This is a genomic window from Sphingopyxis sp. PET50, assembly GCF_025244705.1.
Lineage (GTDB): Bacteria > Pseudomonadota > Alphaproteobacteria > Sphingomonadales > Sphingomonadaceae > Sphingopyxis.
Genome location: NZ_CP104207.1, coordinates 460,081 through 479,604, shown reverse-complemented (window position 1 = coordinate 479,604; position 19,524 = coordinate 460,081). Strand labels below are relative to the sequence as shown.

General features: G+C 66.7%; 15 protein-coding genes, 1 tRNA gene and 2 pseudogenes. 6 read left to right on the top strand and 12 right to left on the bottom strand.

Features of this window, described 5'->3' with window-relative positions:
- Positions 1–2: 2 nt before the first annotated feature.
- The 11 genes and pseudogenes from N0A20_RS02550 to N0A20_RS02505 form a co-directional block, all read right to left on the bottom strand.
- Positions 3–2,462: a glycosyl hydrolase gene (locus N0A20_RS02550; protein WP_260582464.1), complete on the bottom strand. Its 2,460-nt coding sequence runs from the start codon at positions 2,460–2,462 to the stop codon at positions 3–5.
- On the bottom strand, positions 2,398–3,402 hold the full coding sequence (locus N0A20_RS02545) for a glycosyl hydrolase (protein ID WP_260582462.1): 1,005 nt from the start codon (positions 3,400–3,402) through the stop codon (positions 2,398–2,400). Before N0A20_RS02545 ends, N0A20_RS02550 begins: the two co-directional genes overlap by 65 nt.
- Complete coding sequence (locus N0A20_RS02540) at positions 3,399–4,601, bottom strand: MFS transporter (protein WP_260582461.1); 1,203 nt, start codon at positions 4,599–4,601, stop codon at positions 3,399–3,401. Before N0A20_RS02540 ends, N0A20_RS02545 begins: the two co-directional genes overlap by 4 nt.
- The gene (locus tag N0A20_RS02535) at positions 4,598–4,753 is read right to left on the bottom strand and encodes a hypothetical protein (RefSeq protein WP_260582460.1); all 156 of its coding nucleotides are present in this window, start codon (positions 4,751–4,753) and stop codon (positions 4,598–4,600) included. Before N0A20_RS02535 ends, N0A20_RS02540 begins: the two co-directional genes overlap by 4 nt.
- Complete coding sequence (locus N0A20_RS02530; protein WP_260582459.1) at positions 4,753–5,916, bottom strand: glycoside hydrolase family 3 C-terminal domain-containing protein; 1,164 nt, start codon at positions 5,914–5,916, stop codon at positions 4,753–4,755. Before N0A20_RS02530 ends, N0A20_RS02535 begins: the two co-directional genes overlap by 1 nt.
- On the bottom strand, positions 5,904–6,893 hold the full coding sequence (locus N0A20_RS02525) for a glycoside hydrolase family 3 N-terminal domain-containing protein (RefSeq protein ID WP_260582458.1): 990 nt from the start codon (positions 6,891–6,893) through the stop codon (positions 5,904–5,906). The genes N0A20_RS02530 and N0A20_RS02525 overlap by 13 nt, the downstream gene beginning before the upstream one ends.
- Positions 6,894–6,897: 4 nt before the next feature.
- Positions 6,898–7,947 (bottom strand): alpha/beta hydrolase, encoded by a 1,050-nt coding sequence (locus tag N0A20_RS02520; protein WP_260582457.1) that lies wholly within the window; start codon positions 7,945–7,947, stop codon positions 6,898–6,900.
- Between the two features lie 22 nt (positions 7,948–7,969).
- Positions 7,970–8,293, bottom strand: a complete 324-nt coding sequence (locus N0A20_RS20440; protein WP_409574761.1) for a carboxylesterase family protein — start codon at positions 8,291–8,293, stop codon at positions 7,970–7,972.
- Positions 8,294–8,546: 253 nt separating this feature from the next.
- Positions 8,547–9,437 (bottom strand): annotated as a pseudogene (locus N0A20_RS20435) (carboxylesterase/lipase family protein); the annotation flags it as partial.
- Between the two features lie 88 nt (positions 9,438–9,525).
- On the bottom strand, positions 9,526–11,376 hold the full coding sequence (locus tag N0A20_RS02510) for a cellulase family glycosylhydrolase (protein WP_260582455.1): 1,851 nt from the start codon (positions 11,374–11,376) through the stop codon (positions 9,526–9,528).
- Positions 11,369–11,542: a hypothetical protein gene (locus N0A20_RS02505; RefSeq protein ID WP_260582454.1), complete on the bottom strand. Its 174-nt coding sequence runs from the start codon at positions 11,540–11,542 to the stop codon at positions 11,369–11,371. The genes N0A20_RS02510 and N0A20_RS02505 overlap by 8 nt, the downstream gene beginning before the upstream one ends.
- A 122-nt stretch (positions 11,543–11,664) precedes the next feature.
- On the opposite strand from N0A20_RS02505, the gene N0A20_RS19965 reads away from it, so the two are divergent.
- The 5 genes and pseudogenes from N0A20_RS19965 to N0A20_RS02485 all read left to right on the top strand — a co-directional run bounded on the left by N0A20_RS19965 (position 11,665) and on the right by N0A20_RS02485 (position 17,590).
- Positions 11,665–12,561: a TonB-dependent receptor plug domain-containing protein gene (locus N0A20_RS19965; RefSeq protein ID WP_312846591.1), complete on the top strand. Its 897-nt coding sequence runs from the start codon at positions 11,665–11,667 to the stop codon at positions 12,559–12,561.
- A gap of 16 nt (positions 12,562–12,577) precedes the next feature.
- On the top strand, positions 12,578–14,335 hold the full coding sequence (locus N0A20_RS02495) for a TonB-dependent receptor domain-containing protein (protein WP_312846631.1): 1,758 nt from the start codon (positions 12,578–12,580) through the stop codon (positions 14,333–14,335).
- Between the two features lie 45 nt (positions 14,336–14,380).
- Positions 14,381–15,013: pseudogene (locus tag N0A20_RS20430) on the top strand (tannase/feruloyl esterase family alpha/beta hydrolase); the annotation flags it as partial.
- 124 nt (positions 15,014–15,137) lie between these two features.
- Positions 15,138–16,004 carry a tannase/feruloyl esterase family alpha/beta hydrolase gene (locus N0A20_RS02490; RefSeq protein ID WP_409574714.1) on the top strand — a complete coding sequence of 289 codons (867 nt, stop codon included), beginning with the start codon at positions 15,138–15,140 and terminating at the stop codon, positions 16,002–16,004.
- A gap of 222 nt (positions 16,005–16,226) precedes the next feature.
- Positions 16,227–17,590 (top strand): IS3 family transposase gene (locus N0A20_RS02485; protein ID WP_260582452.1). Its coding sequence is split into 2 segments (ribosomal slippage): positions 16,227–16,574 and positions 16,577–17,590, totalling 1,362 coding nucleotides; the frame shifts between segments, so codons are not numbered across the junction.
- Positions 17,591–17,941: 351 nt separating this feature from the next.
- On the opposite strand, the gene N0A20_RS02480 is transcribed toward N0A20_RS02485, so the two are convergent.
- A complete protein-coding gene (locus N0A20_RS02480; RefSeq protein ID WP_260582450.1) occupies positions 17,942–19,195 on the bottom strand; it encodes a hypothetical protein in 1,254 nt (417 codons plus the stop codon).
- Positions 19,196–19,382: 187 nt separating this feature from the next.
- Between N0A20_RS02480 and N0A20_RS02475 the strand changes: the two genes are divergently transcribed.
- Positions 19,383–19,458: transfer RNA gene (locus N0A20_RS02475), tRNA-Thr, on the top strand.
- The last annotated feature ends 66 nt before the right edge of the window (positions 19,459–19,524 follow it).

Below are 19,524 nucleotides of genomic sequence, written 5' to 3'. Positions count from 1 at the left end.
GTTCAAGGTCGATGTCCCGTTGCTGTGGCCCGAACATCCCCGGTGCCCGCAGATCGACGGGACATCAAGTCATTATGCATCTGAATAGCGAATGCCCCTATTGCCGGCTGCACCAGCCGCACCGGACCGATCAGGCCCGACGGCATCAGCGGCGCATCGGCACGATAGCCGACCGTGGTGGTAAAGGTTCGCTTCTCCGCCCCCGGCTGGGCATCGCCGATCAGCCGGTTGACCCACAGGTTGGTGACACGAAGCTCGATCCGGTTGGCGCCGGGAACCAGCGCGTCGGTGATGTCGAGCCGATAGGGCGGCTTCCACAGCGTACGAAGCGACCGGCCATTGACGACGACATCGGCCAGTTCGCCGACCTCTCCGAGATCGAGGAGCAGGCGCCCTGTGCCGAGGTCGCGGCGTGCCAGGGCGATCTCGCGGCTGTAGGTGCCGGTGCCGGAGAAATAGCGGATACGCGGATCGGCGCTGTCGCTCCACGATCCGGCATCGGCGGCGATCGCGGCTTCGGGACCGCCGCGTTCCGCCTGAAAGCGGAGCATCCAGCCCTTCGACAGGTCGCGCAGCAGTTCTTCGCGCGGGGCGGCCGCCGTGGCCGCCGCCCCCTCGCCCTCGCCGAAGACGACGAAGGCCGCACCGTCGGGGTCGAAGGCCAGGGGCACAATGGTCCGCCCCTCCTCCACGCGATGGGGCAGCGTCGTCACCGCGCCGCTGTCGGCATCCCACAATTCGGGAACGCGCCCAGCCACCCGGAACGATATTTCGGTCCGCACGGCCCCGCGTGCGCCGCTGGCGAGGAAATAGATGTCGCGCTCGCCGGAGACGCGATGGAGCACGCGCAGCGGCACGGTATCGCCGGCGACCCGCCAGTCGGGCGCGATACCCGCGCGCGCCAGCGCCTCGGCGGCCGGCATGTCCCATATCCTGCCCCCGCCCCATAGCCGCGCAGTCAGCCGCTCATATTCGGCGGGATCGTCAGCGAGGCTGGGCGAGGCAACGGGCCGCGCGCCGATCACCACCGCGCCGGCATCGGCCAATGCAGCGATCTTGCGTAATATTTTCAGTGTCATGCGCGACGACGTCCCGCCGAGCTGGAGCACGCGATATTCCATCCCCGAAGGCGTAACCAGCCGCCCGTCGCGAACCTGCAACAGGTCGAGCAGCGCGTCGGCGTTGACGAAGTCGAAAGCGTGGCCGGGGGGTATGTCGGCAACCTCATGCTCGCCATAGAGCCCGGTCAGCGGCGCTTCCTCGCCGTAAAAATAGGCGATGTCGGCGACATAACGCCCCTGGCGGAGCAGATATTGCGACCGTGCGAGATAGTCGGTCCAGGCGCGCGCCTGCCCCGCCCAGGTTTCGTTGCGATTGAAATATTGGCCGAAGATGCCGAGCGTCAGCCCGGGCAGCTTGCCCTCGACCGGCTGGTGCACCGTGCTGTGCAGCATCAGGCGCGTAACGCCCAGCGCGAAGGCGGTGTCGGCGACGCGCTTCAGCCGGCGCGGCGAGCCCGTCCACGGCGCGAGTGCGGAGGTGAACGCCTCGGCGGCGACCGGATCGCGGCCGTAAAGATGCGCGACCGACGCCGCGCCCTTGAGGTCGGCAATCGACGTCGCCTCGAAGCCGCTGGTCTCGTTCGGCGCCCAGATCGCGCCCGCGGGCTCGTCGGCGTGCGAACGCATCGCCATGTCGTCGCCCAGTGCCGGGCGGTGATCCTCGAGCGCTTCGGCCCGAATGCGGAGGCCCGCGGCGCGCGCGCTGGCCGCGACCTGTCCATAATGGTTCGCGGCGAGCAGGTCGGCGATCGTCGCACGATAATCCCACAGGAAGCGGTCGCTCGCCTCGGCGCTGCCGACGATCCGGCCGGTCAGCGCGGGAAGCCATGGCGTCGGATCATAGCCACGGCGCGCCTTGAACGCGGCGATCATCGCCGGGGTCCAGTTCTGGCTGCCGACCTCGATGCTGTCGTTGAGAATGGTGGTGACCCCGCGCGCGCCGACCAGGTCGGGCGGCAACGCGGCGCGATAGGTGTCGAGATAGCGCCCCATATAGGCGGCGACCGCCCCTGCATCGAGCTTGTCGACCTCATAGCCCGTCGCTTCGGCGGGCGCGGGGGCGTTGACCGCGCCGGTCAGCGAGTAGCCGAGGCGCAGCACCTGCCATCGGCCCGGCGGCGGGGTCCAGTCGAGCATCCCGTCCGGCTTCAGCCGCGCGGTGAGGTCTACGACTTCCGAAAGCGGAATCGTCGATCCCGCACCAGCCTCAGGCGTCGCAAGCGCATAATAATCGGGGGCGGCGGCAAAACCCGCCTTTTCCTCGAAACGCGTCACCCGCGCGTCGGGCAACAGCATCAGGCGTTGCAGCCGCACATCCTGCACCGGCGGCGGACTGTCATAGCGCGTGTTGGCGATCCCCGGCGCACGGAGGTTGAGCACGCGGCGCCACAGATTGCCCATCCCCGCCGCATGGCCGGAAGACCACGCGAAAGCTGCGCGCCGTTACCGCCGGAAAGGAAATCGTGCCCTGGTGAAAGGCCGATAACGGCAGGTCGCGGACGGGCCGGAAATGCGCGCCGTCGTCGCTCGCTTCCAGCGTCGCCAGCGGCGCGACATCGAACGGCCCGGGCCGCGTCAGCCCGACCACCACCGAGCGGATCGTCTGCGGCCGGTCATAGTCGAAGCGGATCCATTGCGGGGATGCGGCAGCGAGCGGCAGCACGACGCCCGGCGCGCGCTCGAGCGCCGGGCCGGTGAGCAACGCGGCGTCGAGCGTCCCGCCGCTCGCGCTGACCCGCGCCTCGGGCAAAGGCACGGCGTCGGCGGGCACACGCCAGGCGAGCAGGGCGACGTCGCGATAGAAGGCGGTGGCCTTCGCCTCGTCGTTCCGGGCGATATCCTGGAACGGGCCGGGCACCCCCGGCGGCGGCGCGAGGCGGCCGGTGAAGCGTCGACCGCCTTCGATCAGCGTCTCGCCCCACACCAGCTTCTTCATCGCGTCCTCGGGCGCGACCCACGGGCCGCCGGTCTCGCTCCAGCCGGGGGAGGAAGCGATGCCCGCCTCGATGCCGCGCGCCGCCGCTCCGGCGATCGCTCGGTGGAACGCGGCCTGCCAGTCGGGGTGCATATAGATCAACCGCCGGTCGACCAGTTGCGGCACGCCTGGCTGCGCGACGTCGAACAATTGGAAGCCACCGATCCCGATCTGCTCGAACCAGGCAAGATCGCGGTCGATGCCCTCGGAGGTGACGTTGCCGTCCATCCAGTGCCACCACAGCCACGGTCGCGCCTCGTGCGGCGGTTCTTCGAATCCTTCGCGCACCGGATCGGACGGCTGCGCCGCGGCCGACGCCAGCATCAGGGGAAGGACGAGGGCGATCGCGAAGGTGCGGATGCTCATATCGTTTCTCCTTCGCGGCGGGCAGCGATCTCGGCGACGATGCGGTCGTGGACGCCGCGCCGGAGCGGGTTGAGAAAGATGAGCGCCGCCGACAGGCCGACGCCGGCGAGCGGGATCAGCACCATGATCGTGCGGATGCCCTCGATCGTCGCGGCGCTCTGATGCCGGTTGGCGACGAAACCGACGCTACCCAGTGCCACGCCGAACAGCCCCGCCCCGACGCCCAGCGCCACCTTCTGGAACAGCAGCGCGAGTCCGAAGAGCAGACCCTCGCTGCGCAGCCCGGTACGCCACTCGCCATATTCGACCGTGTCGGGCAGCATCCCCCAATAGGCGAAGACGATGCCGAGAAAGGCCGCCTGCATCGCGACGACGAAGATATTCATCTGCCACACCGCGTCGAAGCGCAGCAGACCGAAAAGCACCAACCCCGCGCCGAACAGGCCGCAGCCGATCAGCCAGATCGTCCGCTTGGCGGCGAAGCGCGCGGCGAACATCCACGCCGGCACCGCGACCAGCCCGCTCGCCCCGGCGAGCGCCAGCGCGGTCGGCCCGGCGTCCGGCGCCTCGAGCACATATTTGAAGTAATAGAGCAGCGATTTGGCGAAGGCGGTGTAGCAGGCGACGAACAGCGTCCCCGCCAGCACCACGGTCCAGAAGGCGCGGTTGCACAGCACCGCGCGGCGTTCCGCCCACGACGCCGGGCGGTGCGCGGCGGCGGCGCCCGCGCCTTCGCGCGTCGTCAAAAAGACGAAGAAGAGGATCGGCGTCGCAAGCAGCGCGAAGACGGCGGCGGCGGCGAAATAGCCCCGCGCGCCGTCGGGGCTGCCCGTCACCCAGGTTGCGATGCGCGGCGTCGCGAGCGCGACGATCACGCCGGCGCAAGTGCTGAACACCAGGCGCGCCCCCGCGATATTCGCGCGATCGGCGCCGCTGCGCGTAATCTGTGCCGTCAGCGCGACATAGGGGACGTTCACCGCCGCATAGAGGCTGCGAAAAAGGAAGTGCGCCGCCATCACCACCGCGACAAGCGTCGCTCCCTCAAAGGGCGGCGGCCAGTAGAGAAGGCAAAAGCCGAGCGCAAGCGGCACCGCGCCCAGCAGCAGCCACGGGCGATAGCGCCCCCAGCGGGTCCGCGTCCGGTCGGCCGCCACGCCGATCAGCGGATCGACGATCCCGTCCCAGATCGACGCGGTCATATAGAGCAGACCCGCCGCCGCTGCGGCGAAAGCCCGACCGCCTCGGTATAATAGAAGAGCAGAAAGAGCGAGAGGCTCTGCCAGTAAAGGTTGAAGGCGAAGTCGCCCGAACCAAAGGCGATCGTGCGTCTCCAGCCGAGCCGGGTTTCCATCACGGTGCCTCCAGCACGAAACGCACCGGCTCGCCGGCCTCGGCATGCGGCGCGATCCAAAGATCGAACGCGCCGGGTTCGACCGTGCCGTCGGCCCGCGCCAACAGCGAGCGCGTGATGCCGAAATCGACCTTCGCCATGCCGCCTGCCGGAACCGCAAGCTTGCGAAATCCCTTGAGCTCGCGCCCGGGCCGCACGGGCATCGAGGCGATGTCGCGAATGTAGAGTTGCGCCGTATCCTCGACCGCGACCCCGCGCGTTTCGCACAGGATGCACGACGCCCTGATCTCGCCGTCCCAGGGCAGAACCGCGCTGTCGAGCCGCACCGCGCCATAATCCGCCCGGCCATATCCGAGCCCGAAGCCAAAGGGGAAAAGCGGGCCCGGCGCCGCGTCGATATAGCGCGCGGTGAAGGGACCCGGCACGTCGCCCGGTGGCCTGCCGGTCGGCTTGCGCGCATAATAGATCGGAAGCTGCCCGACGTGGCGCGGAAAGCTCATCGGCAATCGCCCGCTCGGCGCGGCGCGGCCGAGCAGGAGATCGGCAACCGCGCTTCCCGTCGCGGCGCCGAGGAACCAGGTCACGAGCAGCGCATCCGACAAACCGGCGAGTTCGGGAATCACCAACGGACGTCCGGTGCGCAACAGGGTCACCAGCGGCTTGCCCGTTCGCCGCATCGCCCGCGCGAGTTCCATCTGCACCGCGGGAACCGCCGGATCGGTTCGCGAACGCGATTCCGCCGACATATGCTGCCCCTCGCCAAGCGCAAGCACCACGACATCGGCCCACAGCGCCGCGCGCTCGGCGGCCGCGAAGCCGCCGCGAATCGGCCCTTCGATCTCCGATCCCGCCTCGACGCGCAGCAGGTCCGCGTCGATGGCGTCCGTCAGCCCTTCGGCAAGGCTTTCCGAATCCCGCCCGTCGCTGAACAGCGCCCATGCACCGTTCAGATGCGCCTTGTCGTCGCCGAACGGCCCGATCAGCGCGATCTTGGTGCCACGCTTCAGCGGCAGGAGGCCGCCTTCGTTCCGCAGCAGCACCGGGCAGCGCGTTGCCGCATCGCGCGCCAGCGCCCGCGCTGCCGAGCGATCCGCCGCCTCACCGATCCCGCGATAGGGTTCGTCGAACAGTCCCAGCGCGTCCTTCGCCTTCAGCACGCGCATAACGGCCGCGTCGAGCGCCGCCGCCGCAGCACGTCGCCCACGCTGACAAGCTCCGCAAGATGGTCGGCGTAAAGGCCGCTGCCCATGCACATGTCGAGCCCGGCGAGGAAGCAGAGCCGCGCCGCTTCGCGCGGGGTCTCGGCGAGCCCGTGGGCGATCACCTCGCGATCCGAATTGAAATCGGAAACGGTGAAGCCCTCGAACCCCCATTGATCGCGCAGCAGGCCGGTCAGCAGCTTCGCGTTGGCGCTGCACGGCACCCCGTCGATATCGTTGAACGCGGTCATCACCGCCCCCGCTCCCGCCGCCAGCGCGGCGCGATAGGGCGGCAGATACACCTCGGCGAGCGTCGTCGGCGACAGCTCCGCCGTATTGTAATCGAGCCCCGCCTCGGCCGCGCCATATGCGGCGAAATGCTTGACCGTCGCCATCACATGCCGGCGGTCGGACAGATCGCCCTGGAAGCCGCGCACGCGCGCCGCGGCGAAGGAGGCGGCGAGGAACGGGTCTTCGCCATGGCTTTCGATCGCCCTGCCCCAGCGCGCGTCGCGGCAGACATCGGCACCCGGGGCAAAGGTCCAGTGGATGCCCTCCGCCGCGGCCTCGGCCGCCGATGCCTCGGCGGTTCGTCGCGACAGGTCGGGCTCGAAGCTTGCCGCCTCGGCAAGCGGCACCGGAAAGGCGGTACGAAAGCCGTGGATCACGTCGGCCCCGAACAGCAGCGGAATGCCGAGCCGCGATTCCTCGACCGCGATGCGCTGCAATCGCCGTACATGCGCCTCGCCCGGCAGGTTGAAGACCCCGGTGACCCGCCCCGCCCGAATGTCGTCGATCCGCTTTTCGGGCGCGTCGAAGCTGATCCCGGGATTCACCGGATCGCCGGTCCACTGGACATCGGCCGAATAGAGGGAGAGCTGGCCGACCTTTTCGTCGACCGTCATCCGGGCGAGCAGATGCTCCAGCCTGTCGATCGCCATCGGCTCAGTCCGCCGCGAGCCGGGCGAGCAGGAAATCGCGCGCGGTGGCGATCGCCTGTCGCCCTTCGGGCGTGTCGGCGAGATAGCTCATGAAGACATGCGGCATCCCCTCGTAAAGGTCGAGCATCGCCTCGCGCCCCGCCCCGCGCATCACCTGATATTGCCTCACGAAATCGCTGAGCAGAAGCTCGCGCGTTCCGCCCTGGATCAGCGTCGGCGGAAAGGGCTTGCGATAGTCGCCGCGAACCGGCGACGCCCAGGGATGGAGCATCCCCGCCGCCGCATCCTCGCCCGCATAGGCAAGCCGCATCGCCTCCAGCGTCTCCGGGACGTCGAGTACCGGATCGGCGTCGGCGAGCGTGCGCCGCGTATCGCCCTCCGCGCCCAGATCGGTGCAGGGCGACAGGCCGACGAGCGCGGCCGGGAGCGGTTGCCCCTCGTCACGCAGTCGCAGGGTCGTACCCAGGATGATGTTGCCCCCGGCACTGTCGCCGAACAGGCCGATCCGCGATGCATCGTGCCCCGCGGCGAGCAACGCGCGATAGACCGCCGCGACCTGTCCGGTCACGCCGCGAAAGTCCTGCTCGGGAGCCAGACCATAGTCGACCGACACCACCTCCAGCTTCGTCGCATCGGCGAAGATCGCCGCGGTGCGAAAGCTCGACCGCGCCGAACCCGTCGCCCATCCGCCGCCATGGACATAGATCAGCAGGCGCTTGCCCCGCGCCGCATCCCTGGGCACCACCCGCAGCACCGGCACGCCGTCGAGCGTCGCCGGCGTCGCAACGACGCGATAGCGGTCCGCCACCGCCGCCATCCGCTCTGCGGCGCCCTGTTCGGCCATCGCGCGGATGCTCAAGAGATCGGTGCCGAGGTTCACGCGCTGCGGGCGCGCCTGACGCTGCGCGGCAAGCGCCGGAGCGAGGATCGCTCTGGCCTCGGGCGAGACGCTGTCCGGCACGGTGAAGCGCGGTTCGTCTTCGGCAGGGGCCTGCTGCGCCGGCGCGGCAGAGGGCAGCAGCAGCATCGCGGCGCAGGCCGCCTTGATCGACACTCTCATCCGCCTTCCCTCCGCTTCAGCGCTTCGAGCCGCGCTTCGCATCGCCGACGCGCGCGAGCACGTCGAGCGCCCCCGAACTGGCGCTCTCCGCCTTGGTGGCGTCCGCGCCGAGCCGCAGCCGCTCGCCCTCGGGCCGGAAGCGCGGCCAGGCGGGGCGGCCCGCGCCGTTCGGATCGCCGCTGCGCGCGAAAGCAACCCAATAGTCGCCGATCAGCTTCGCCATCGCCCGGTCCTCGTCGGACGCGGGGACCTTCAGATCCTCCAGATTCCCGAAGACGAAATAGACGTCGGCGCCGTGCGGCGCGCCTTTGTCGGTCGCGCGCTTCGCCAGCCGGCACATAGTCGAAATGATAGAGATAGCTGATATTCGGCGCCGCCAGCCCGGCGAGGAAACGCGCCGGTTCGACGAAGATCGCATCGCCCGCCAGGTTACGCTCATAATCCTCGGGCGAGGCATAGGCGGCTTTCGCCTCCGCCTGCGCCGCGCCGAGCTGAGCGCCCAGTGCCAGGGTGAACATCCCCTGCATCGCTTCGGGGATGAAGCCGATCTCGTGACTGTTCGCACCCGCCATATAGGGAACCTGCGCCTGCCAGCCCTCGACGAACGCGGTGTCGACCCGGCCCTGCACAAGCCGCCCGTCGACCATCGGGCCGGAATAGGTCGCGGCCTCGGGATTGAGCAGGGTCATATTGCCGCGCACGACATCGGCCGGGATGGCGCGGAGCGCGGCGAGATCGTTGTCCTCGATACCCGCGCCCTTCGCAAAGGCCACGCCCCTGGCCTCGGCTTCGGCCAGCGGCACGCCGTCATCGCGTCCGCCGCCCGATTGCGCGATCGCCTTGTGGAACAGACCGCGCGCCGCGGGGATCACCATCATCTGGTTCACCGCGCCGCCGCCCGCCGATTCGCCGAAGATCGTCACATTGCCCGGATCGCCACCGAACGCGCCGATGTTGCGCTTGACCCATTGCAGCGCGGCGAGTTGATCCATCAGTCCCCAATTGCCTGTCGGCGCGTCCCCTGCCTCGGCGGTCAGCGCCGGATGCGCGAAGAAGCCGAAACGCCCGAGCCGGTAGTTGAAGGTCACCACCACCGCGCCGCGCGCCGCAAGCTTCGCGCCGTCATAAGCGCGCTGCGCCCCCGATCCGGCGGTGTTGCTGCCGCCGTGAATCCAGAACAGCACGGGCGCCCCGCCGCTCACCGGTTTCGCGGGCGCCCAGACATTCAGGAACAGGCAGTCCTCGCTCATCGGCGCGCCTTCGCGGTCGGCCTCCCAATCGCGGCGGCTGTGGACGCAATCGGCGCCATAGTCGGCGGCGGAGCGCACCCCCCGCCATTTGGCGGTCGGCGCCGGCGCGCGCCATCGGCCCTCGCCCGTGGCAGGCGCGGCATAGGGAACGCCCTTGTAGGCGACGACATCGCCGGTCCGGACTCCCGCCAGTTCGCCACTGTCGATCGAGATGCGTACTGCGTCCTGCGCCATCGCCACGGGCGCCGCCACGCTCGGCCAGACCGAGCATCAACCAGCCTATCGCATTTTTCACGACCCTCTCCTCTTCCATCCGCTTTAGCTATCCGCCTGCATAATGAACTTGTCGAGTCCGGTTCAGCGCGGAAGCCGTTGATATTCGGCCTCGTGCGGCACCGCGCTCTGCCCCGCGGCAGGCCGGACACCGACCGCGATCACCCCCGGCACGGTTGCCTCGATCTGCAGCAGCCGGCTTTCGCGATCGAAGGTCCAGCGCGCCGCGCGGGTCGATGGTCACCGCAATGTCATCGGGAAAATGCGCTTCGGGCACCACGATTTCGCTCGGCGCGGCGATCGCCGGATCGACGTCGATCCGGGCCTCGAACAGGCCGGTTTCCGCGTCGAAGCGCATCGCGGCGATCCGCCCCTGCGCGCGGCGGACATAGGGGCGCGCAAATCCCTTCAACGCCCGCGCGCCGTCGCCGCCGTCCGCCACCTGGTCGGGCGAGAAGATCGACAGATCCTCCTGGTTCCAGCCGTCGCCGATGCGCAGGTCATTGCGGTTGCTGGCCGTATAGTTCCACTGGGTCGACGAGATGCCGAGCGCGTCGAGCGCGTCGTACATCGCGGTCAAGGCCGCGACATGCGGCGCCCATATGGCTTCGTCACGCCGCCCCGCCGCCCAGCGCGCATAGGCGCGCCCCTCATCCAGGTCGAAGGGGATGCCGAACTCGCCCATCAGGCGCGGCATCGCGCGCGCCGGGTCGGCGGCATCGAACAAGGCGCCGATCTCGTCGATATAGCGTGCGCGGAGGGCCGCCGGACCCGCCTCGGCATCGAAACGTTTCTTCCACAATATGCCGACGTCGTACCAATGGCTCGCATTGACGCAGCGCTCGGGCATATCGGCGGGAAAACCGCGCCCATGCCCAAGCTGATAAGGATTGACCTCGGCAAACAGCAGCCAGTCGGGATCGATCGCGCGCAAAGTGTCGGCTATCCGCTGAAAAAAGGGGAGCAGCAGGTCGGTATCGGGGTCGATCGCGCGCCCGTCCACAATGCGGAAGAAATCCTCATCGAGGACGCGCGCCTCCTCACCCGCCCCCGTCCAGGCTCCCGCTACCGCATAGGGGTCTGCGGCGCCGGGAACCCAGATCGACACGCCGCCGGGGTTGGCGACCTCCTCACCGGCGATTTCCATCGCGCCGTCCGCGCCCGGCGCCAGCACCGGCAGCGTCACGGCCCGGCCGCTTGCGGCCTGCAACGCGGCGAAGGGGGTCCAGCACGGCCCGGCACGGACCGGGATCGGCGCTTCGCGCGTCGCGGCGAGTTGCGGCGCGCTCATCGCCTGGCCGATCCAGCCGGGGCTCGGCTCATTGAGCGTATCGAAGCCGATCACCGCCGGATTGCCGGTCAATCGTTCGGCGAGCGCCGCCATCGCCCCCAGATAGTGGCGCTGCAGATAATGCTGCACATTCTCGCCGTCGATCCGCCATTCGGGGGTGAGCAGCGCCCCCGCGAAAAAGGCGGTCCAGATCAGGCCGTTCGCGGGCAGGCGATAGTTGCGCGCCCAGCTCATCATCGGATAGGCGTCCTCCTGCCGCGCCTCGGCGCCGGCGGGATCATAGCGATATTGCATGACGTTCGCCGCGCCCGCCGCGTCGAAGCGCGTGAAGTCGAGGCCCAGCTTCCCGAAAACCCAGCCCGGCGCCCCGTCGCCGCCGGTCATCCGGCTCCACACATCCTGGTGCATGTCGATGAACAGGACGAAGCCATGCGCCTCGGCACGCCGTGCGACCGCTGCGACATAGTCGAGATAGGCGGCATCGTACCGGCCCGGCCCCTCATGTTCGATCGCTTCCCATGTGACGAGCAGGCGTAGGCAGTTGAAACCCCAGCGGGCGATGCGCGCAAGATGGGCGTCCGCCTCGCCCAGCGGAAAGGGCTTAGCCAACAAAGCTGACGCTGCGATGATCCGAAAAGTCGGTCGGGACATGGGTGCCGCCGTCGGGAAAGGGCAGCTTGCAGTCGCCGCCCAGGTTGACGCCGCGCAGTACGACCTCGCGCCCGTGGGTATCCACGAACCGCCCCTTGGCCACGTCGATCATCCGCCTGCGCATTCGCTCTTCCCTTGGTTCGCGATTTTCATTATGCAATCGGTTAATAACGGCATAGGTCGAACACGTCCATAGCCAAATCAGAAACAGCGTCATCCATCGGAAGGCGTCGGAGGGAGGATAAAATGCCTAAGAAATTCAATCTGAAATCGTCCGTTTCCAGCATGGCGGCGCTGGCCGCCCTGCTGCTGCCCGCGGCGGTCCGCGCGCAGGACACTTCGTCCGAGTCGCGCGAAGAAGCGGCTATGCAATCGGACAATGAAGGGCAGGATGAGACGATCGTCGTCACCGGTACGCTGATCCGCGGCATCGCGCCCACCGGCACCAATGTGATCGGTGTCGATCGGGCCGAAATTGTCGAAAGCGGTGTCTCCTCCTCGACCGACCTGCTCGCCAATATCCCGCAGCTCAGCTATTTTGGCAGCGTGCCGCGCGCGAACCAGGACCGCGGCAGCCCGGTATTCTTCCCCAACCTGCGAAACCTCGGCGCGACCGGTGGGCAGAACACGCTGATGCTGGTCGACGGGCGGCGCCTGGTCGGCCAGGGCATCTTGTCCTCGACCGCCGATCCCACGGTCATTCCGCCGGTGGCGATCGAGCGCGTCGACGTCATCCCCGACGGCGGCTCCTCCATCTATGGCTCCGACGCGATCGGCGGCGTGATCAACTTCATCACCCGCCGCCGCTTCAACGGCATCGAAGCGAGCGCGCGTTATGGCTTCGCCGACGACTATAACCAGGCCGACGGCGACATCATCGCGCGGCAAGGACTGGGGCACCGGCTCGCTCTACCTTGCCTATGCCTATGCCTGGCACAGCAACCTCTCGGGCGCCGATCGCGATTACATGACGAGCAACCATCTCGACCAGGGCGGGTCGGACCTGCGCAGCACCGCCTGTGCGCCGGGCAATATCCTGATCGGCACGACCACCTATGCGTTGCCCGGCCGCGTCGCCGGCACAGTCAACCGCTGCGACGAACCGAAGCAGATCGACGTTTATCCGCGCGAGGAGCGGCATAGCGTCTTTGCGTCCTTCGTGCAGGAACTGACGCCCGGCATCGAATTCAATGCCACGGCCTATTGGTCGGGCCGCAAGACGACCGTGCGCACGGCGCAATCCTCGACCAGCGGCACGATCACCGCCGCCAACCCATATTTCGATCCGATCGGCGCGGAGACTTCACATAACGTTGCCTTCTCCTTTGCCGACGTCTTTGGACCCAGCAACATCACCCGGCAGAATTTCCAGTCGGCGGGAATCACCGCCGGGCTGAACGTCGATGTCGGCGGCGGCTGGCAGCTCCGCACGCTCGGCAATTTCGGCCGCAGCCACAGCGAAATCCACGAGGATCTGGTCAACGCCGCCGCCGTCACCGCCGCCCTCGCGGGCACGACGCTCGCAACCGCGCTCAATCCCTATGACCCGGGCGCGAGCAACCCCGCCGTGCTCGCCGCGATCGACGATTTCGAAAATCACGACACCGGCGTGCAGGAACTGGTCGAAGGGCGCCTCGTCGCCGAAGGACCACTGTTCGCGATCGGCGGCGGCGACGTCCGCCTCGCGGTGGGCGCCGAATATCATTACAACAATCTGAAGCAGACGCTGATCCCCGGCCCGCGCGGCACGCCCGTTTCGGCGCCCGGCGTCACCCGCGCCTATTCGGCGCGCGACGTGAAGTCGCTGTTCGGCGAACTGGTCGTGCCGATATTCGGCTCCGCCAACGGCGTGCCGGGGCTGCGCAGCCTGACCTTGTCGGGGTCGGTACGCTACGACGATTACAGCGACGTCGGCAGCACCACCAATCCCAAGATCGGCGTCACCTGGAAGCCGTTCGAGGATCTGACGATCCGCGGCAATTACGGCACCTCGTTCCACGCGCCGGGGCTCGAATCGACGAGCGGCCTCGGGCAGCAGGCGCAGATTCTGCCGATCAGCCCCTTCCGCCGCGCCGACAGCCCGGTCACCGACCTGTTTCGCCCGACGATCATCCTCGCCGGCGGCAATCCGAATCTGAACCCGGAAACCGCGACGACCTTTTCGGCGGGCTTCGACTGGCGGCCCGACGCGGCGCCGGGGCTGCTCGTCAGCGCGACCTATTACAAGGTGGATTTCAAGGATGCGATCGGGCTGATCTCGGCCGCGACGCTGTTCACCGATCCCAATTTCGCTTCCTTCTACACGATCAACCCGACGCTCGATCAGGCGCGCGCGGCGACCGCGGGAATGCAGCTCGTCGGGGTGCCGGATATCGGACTCCTTTATGTCGGCACCTCGCCCTATCTGCTCGCCGACGCGCGGCTCAACAATTTCGGCGCGCTCAAGACCGAGGGGATCGACTTCCACCTCAACTACACCCGCCCCGTCGGCAACGTGACGCTGATGGCCGATGTCGCGGGCAATTATGTGCTGAAGCGCGATTTCTCGACCGGCGGCGCCAATGGCCCCTTCACCGACACGCTCAAGAACGGCACCGGCCGCCTCTTCTTCGTCGCGACGCTCGGCGGCAAGATCGACGGCTTCACCGGCCGCATCGTCTATAATTATCGCGGCGGCTTTCCGATCCAGGGCCTCGTCAACCAGACGCGGGTCGGCGCCTTCCGGACGGTCGATCTGCGCTTTTCCTGGGATCTGCCCGCACAGGGCGTGCTGGCGGGGACGCAGCTGATGCTCAACGTCGACAATCTGTTCGACGTTGGCCCGCCCTATGTGAATACGGCGCGCACCAATTTCAGCCAGCTCAACGGATCGACGCTGGGCCGCTTGTTCCAGTTCGGCATCCGCAAGACCTTCTAGCCAAGGCGCCCAAGCCACCCTTTCCGACAGAAAGAACCAAAAGCCATGAGGCGATTTCATCCGGCAATGGTCCTTGGCGCGGCGGCGATCGCCTCGCCTGCCATCGCAGCAATGGCCCCTTCGCCCGAACAGCGCTGCACATCGCTCGCCGGACTGGCGCTCCCGGATACGGTGATCGCCTCGGCCGTCTTCGTTCCGGCCTACCCCTATACGGGCAAGGATGCCGACATCGACGGCGCGGGCATCACCCTGCCCACCCATTGCCGCGTGACCGGAACGATCAGGCCCACGCCGCGATCGAACATCGTCTTCGAAACCTGGCTTCCGGCCGAGGGCTGGAACGGCAAGTTCCACGGCGTCGGCAACGGCGGCTTCGCGGGCGACATCAACTATCGCGGCGGGCTCGTCGAAGGGACGGCGCGCGGTTATGCGGTCGCGAGTACCGACACGGGCCATTCGCCGGGCGGCTTCACCGCGCCATGGGCCGTCGGCAACATCGAGGCGCAGATCGACTATGGTCACCGCGCCATCCATCTGACCGCCGTCAACGCAAAGGCGCTCATCGCGGCCTATTATGGCAAAGGCCCGCGCTACTCGGTCTTCAGTTCCTGCTCGAACGGCGGACGCCAGGCGCTGATGGCGGCACAGCGCTACCCCGCGGATTACGACGGCATCATCGCCGGCGCCCCGGCCTGGGATTTCACCCGCCTGTCGCAGATCTTCATCTGGAACGGGCTCAGTCTGACGCGGACGCCGGGTTCCAATATCCCGCTCGGCAAAGCTGCCCGCGATCCAGTCCGCGGTGCTCGCCCAGTGCGACGCGCTCGACGGGCAGAAGGACGGGCTGGTGCGCGATCCGCGCGCCTGCCGGTTCGACAGCCGCCCGCTGCTGTGCACCGGCGCCGACAGCGACGCCTGCCTGTCGGGCGAGCAGGTCGCAGCGCTCGACGACATCCTGCGGGGGCCCCCGCTCAGCCGCGGGCCGCGCATCGGCTATGCCCCGGCGGGGGTCGAGGCGCTGCCCGGCGGCTGGGCGCCGTGGATATCCTCGACCGACCCGATGATGACCGGTGCCGGCGTTTTCGGCCTCGGCATTCCGCGCTTCTTCGCGGGCCTGCCCGACGCCAGCTTCGCGAATTTCGACTTCGGCCGTGACGGCCCGTTGCTCGACCAGCGTGTCGGGTCGATCCTCAACGCCGACAGCGCCGACCTGTCCGCCTTCTTCGGGCGCGGCGGCAAGTTGATCCTCTACCACGGCTGGGGGGACGCCGCGATTCCGCCGCAGATGAGCATCGAATATTTCGACCGCGTTCGCGCCGCCATGGGGCGCAAGGCCGACAAGGCGATGCGGCTGTTTATGGTACCCGGCATGCAGCATTGCAATGCCGGGTCGGGCATCAACAGCTTCGGCCAGGGCGCGCCACCGCCGCCCTGGGCGACGCCCGAGGAGGATATCGGCGCCGCGCTCGAGGCCTGGATCGAACGCGGCCGCGCGCCCGAACAGATTGTGGGCGTGTCGGCGAGCAATTTCCGTATCGGCCCGATGGACCGCCGCGCCGCCCAGGTAACGCGCAGCGGCCTGCTCTGCGCCTATCCGAAGGTCGCCGAGTGGAACGGCAAGGGCAATCCCGACATCGCGGACAGCTATCGCTGCCGATGGCCGCGATGAGATGGCGCCGCGGCAAAAGTCATCGACGAAGGGCCCGATAATTGTGCGCGCGGCGCAGGCAGGCCCGATTTCCCGCGATGGCGGGGACAGCCGGATCGGTTTGGGATCCGGACTTCAAAAGACAGGCGGGGCTATGCTGTCCGCCGTCAGCGCCAATGGCACAGATTTGAGGTTGTGATTTAAGGAGGATTTGGGCTTCGTCGTAGTGACGAAGGAACGAAGATGAAGCCCAAATCCTCCTTAAAAAAATCGCCGCCCAAGGCTCCCGCGGAGCGGGTGGTGAAGGACATCCGGCGTGCGACGCGTCGGCACTTCTCGGCCGAAGACAAGATCCGGATCGTGCTGGAAGGCTTGCGCGGCGAGGACAGCATTGCCGAGCTGTGCCGCAAGGAAGGGATCGCCCAGAGCCTGTATTACACCTGGTCGAAGGAGTTCATGGAGGCCGACAAGCGGCGCCTCGCCGGAGACACCGCCCGCGCTGCGACCACCGGCGAAGTGCATGACCTACGCCGCGAGGCCCGAGCCCTGAAGGAATGCGTTGCCGACCTGACCTTGGAAAACCGCCTGCTCAAAAAAAGCATGATCGCGGATGGGGGCGACGACGAATGAGGTATCCGGCATCCGAGAAGCTCGAGATCATCCGGATCGTCGAGCAGTCGCACCTGCCCGCCAAGCGCACGCTGGACCAGCTGGGCATCCCTCGCCGGACCTTCTACCGCTGGTATGATCGCTTCGTCGAAGGCGGGCCGGAGGCGCTGGAAGATCGACCATCGGCGCCGAGCCGGGTGTGGAACCGCATCGGCGACGATATCCAGCAGCAGATCGTCGAGATGGCGCTGGATTACAGCGAACTGTCACCGCGCGAACTGGCGGTGCGCTTCACCGACGAGAAGCGCTACTTCGTGTCGGAAGCCACGGTTTACCGTCTGTTGAAGGCCCATGATCTGATCACCAGCCCGGCCTATATCGTGATCAAGGCCGCCGATCAGTTCCACACCAAGACCACGCGGGTGAACGAAATGTGGCAGACCGACTTCACCTACTTCAAGATCATCGGGTGGGGCTGGATGTACCTGTCGACCGTGCTCGACGACTTCTCACGCTACATCATCGCCTGGAAGCTGTGCACCAACATGCGGGCCGAGGATGTCACCGACACGCTGGACCTCGCGCTCGAGGCCTCGGGTTGCGACAGCGCAACGGTGCTGCACAAGCCTCGGCTGCTGTCGGATAATGGCCCGAGCTACATCGCGGGTGAACTGGCGGAATATATCGAGGCCCGGAAGATGAGCCATGTGCGCGGCGCTCCGATGCATCCCCAGACTCAGGGCAAGATCGAGCGCTGGCATCAGACCCTCAAGAATCGCATCCTGCTCGAAAATTACTTCCTGCCCGGTGACCTTGAGGCTCAGATCGAAGCGTTCGTCGAGCATTATAACCACCGACGTTACCACGAGAGCCTGAACAACGTGACGCCCGCCGACGCCTACTTCGGCAGGGCCGATGCCATCGTCAAACAGCGCGAAAGGATCAAACGGAAGACCATCGAACATCGGCGCTTGCTGCACCGCAAGATCGCCGCTTAATATCAACCCCAGGACGAGGCCCGCACTCCGCTAATTTACGCCGCGAGTTGTGCCAAATGTTCTGACGACGGACAGTTTAACTGAACAAAGTTCTGAAAAACCTAGAATTTCTGGACATTCCCGAACGTCCATGGACGTCACCGGACGGTGAATGGCAGAAGAGGACTCAAATATTATCTCTAATACATTGATTATTATGAAGTTTTCTCCGAATTAAAATGACTAATACCCAGTTCAATACCCTAGATAAAATTCAGTGCAGTGGTTCGAGTCCCGAATGACTGCCCTTGCATCAAAAGCCCGCCTGATTCGGCCGGGCACGGACGTCGACCCACCCGGGCGCAAGCCGCGTCAAAAATAGTATCGGGACGGGCGAAAATCATGATCGTCATCGTCACCGAAGAGCCTGTTCTTTTCGAAGCGCCGCTGTAGCCCATCCGCCGAGAATGCTGCCTCGCGGCTCGCCAGGCGCTTCTCCGCGAAGGCAAGGAACGCCTCGGCCCGTCCTTCCGCTGTCGAAGCGAGTTCGGAACGCAAGCCGCCGACCAGGCTGCGCAGGCGTTCGAGCGCAGCGAGTTCATCGAGAATATTGTCGAGTGCTTCATAGCGGCGTTTTTCGACATGCTCTGCACGCTCGGCCCGCTCGCGCTGTCGCCTCTCCTCCTCGCGTTGCCGCGCATCTTCTTCCCGGCGAACGCGGTCTGCTTTCATCGCCGCGGCATAGACGGCAATCCCGACCGCGATATCGCCTGCGATCAACTCGAGACGTTGAACCTTGGCGTCACGAAAAGATTTGCGCGGGCTCGCATTCCAGAAATGCTGTTGATCGAGCTCGAACGAGAGCTGGCCGGTAGGATGATAGTCCCATTCGGGAAAGCGCGGTGGAAATAGATCAACATCATCGTCGTCATCCCAACCCCGCGGCGTGCTTCGCCGAGCCCAATAGCGGTCCCGCTTGCTCTTCCATGCGGCGTACTCCGCCTGCTCCTTCTCGGTAAGCACATGCTTCTCGCGTCGCGTGAGTTCCGAAACCGAAAAGCCGATCGCCTCCCCATCGCATATGAAGACCGCGCCCTTTTCGCCGCGCTCGAATTTGATTCCGAGCGTCGCCGCAGCGGCGACGATACGGTTCAGCACCTGCTCGAAGCGATCCACGGACTCGGAACCGATCAGCGTGCGAACGACTCCGGCACCTTCTACCGACACCAGAATAGAACCGGCAGCGGGCTTCGCCTTCCGCAACTTCGCGGCTGTCCGCTCGATGATCGGATGGGACGGCACATCCGCTTCGCTGTCGATGCTGGACGCCGCGATCCGGGCCTCTTCGCGCGCGACGGCCATAAGCTCCGGTTCCCCGCGCAATTCGCCGGCGGTGATGCTGATCCTGGTCTCCTTGCCCTCTGCGGCGAGTGGTAACGGCGTCTGCTTCACCGGTTTTCCGGCCTGCTTTTTCGCCCACCAGCCGAGCGGGGGCTTGGGAATATCATGCTTCTTGCAAATTTTGTGGAGCGCGACGTCGGAAAGCCGAAACTCCTTCGCCAGGTGCGTCATCGGCTTCGACCAGACGAGGTCGTAGAACTCTTCGCGCGTAAAGGATTGCGTCATCGGGACCGGCTCCAATCAGATAGGCGGCAAGGCGATATTGGATCATAGACGTCGGCCCGCCGAAATCCCCTGTCACCAGCCGCAGAAATTTACCGGACCGGCAAAACGGTCATCGCCCAAGAGCCAAGAACAAATGCCAGAGGGCGCTTGTCAACATCCGGTCTCGCTGCTAGTGGCGCCCCTCGTTGCCGCTTTAGCTCAGTTGGTAGAGCACATCATTCGTAATGATGGGGTCACAGGTTCGAGTCCTGTAAGCGGCACCATCCAACGCATTGAAATAAAACGCTTTTTTGGCGCGTTCGCGGTGCCAGGCCGCAGCATTGTTGCTC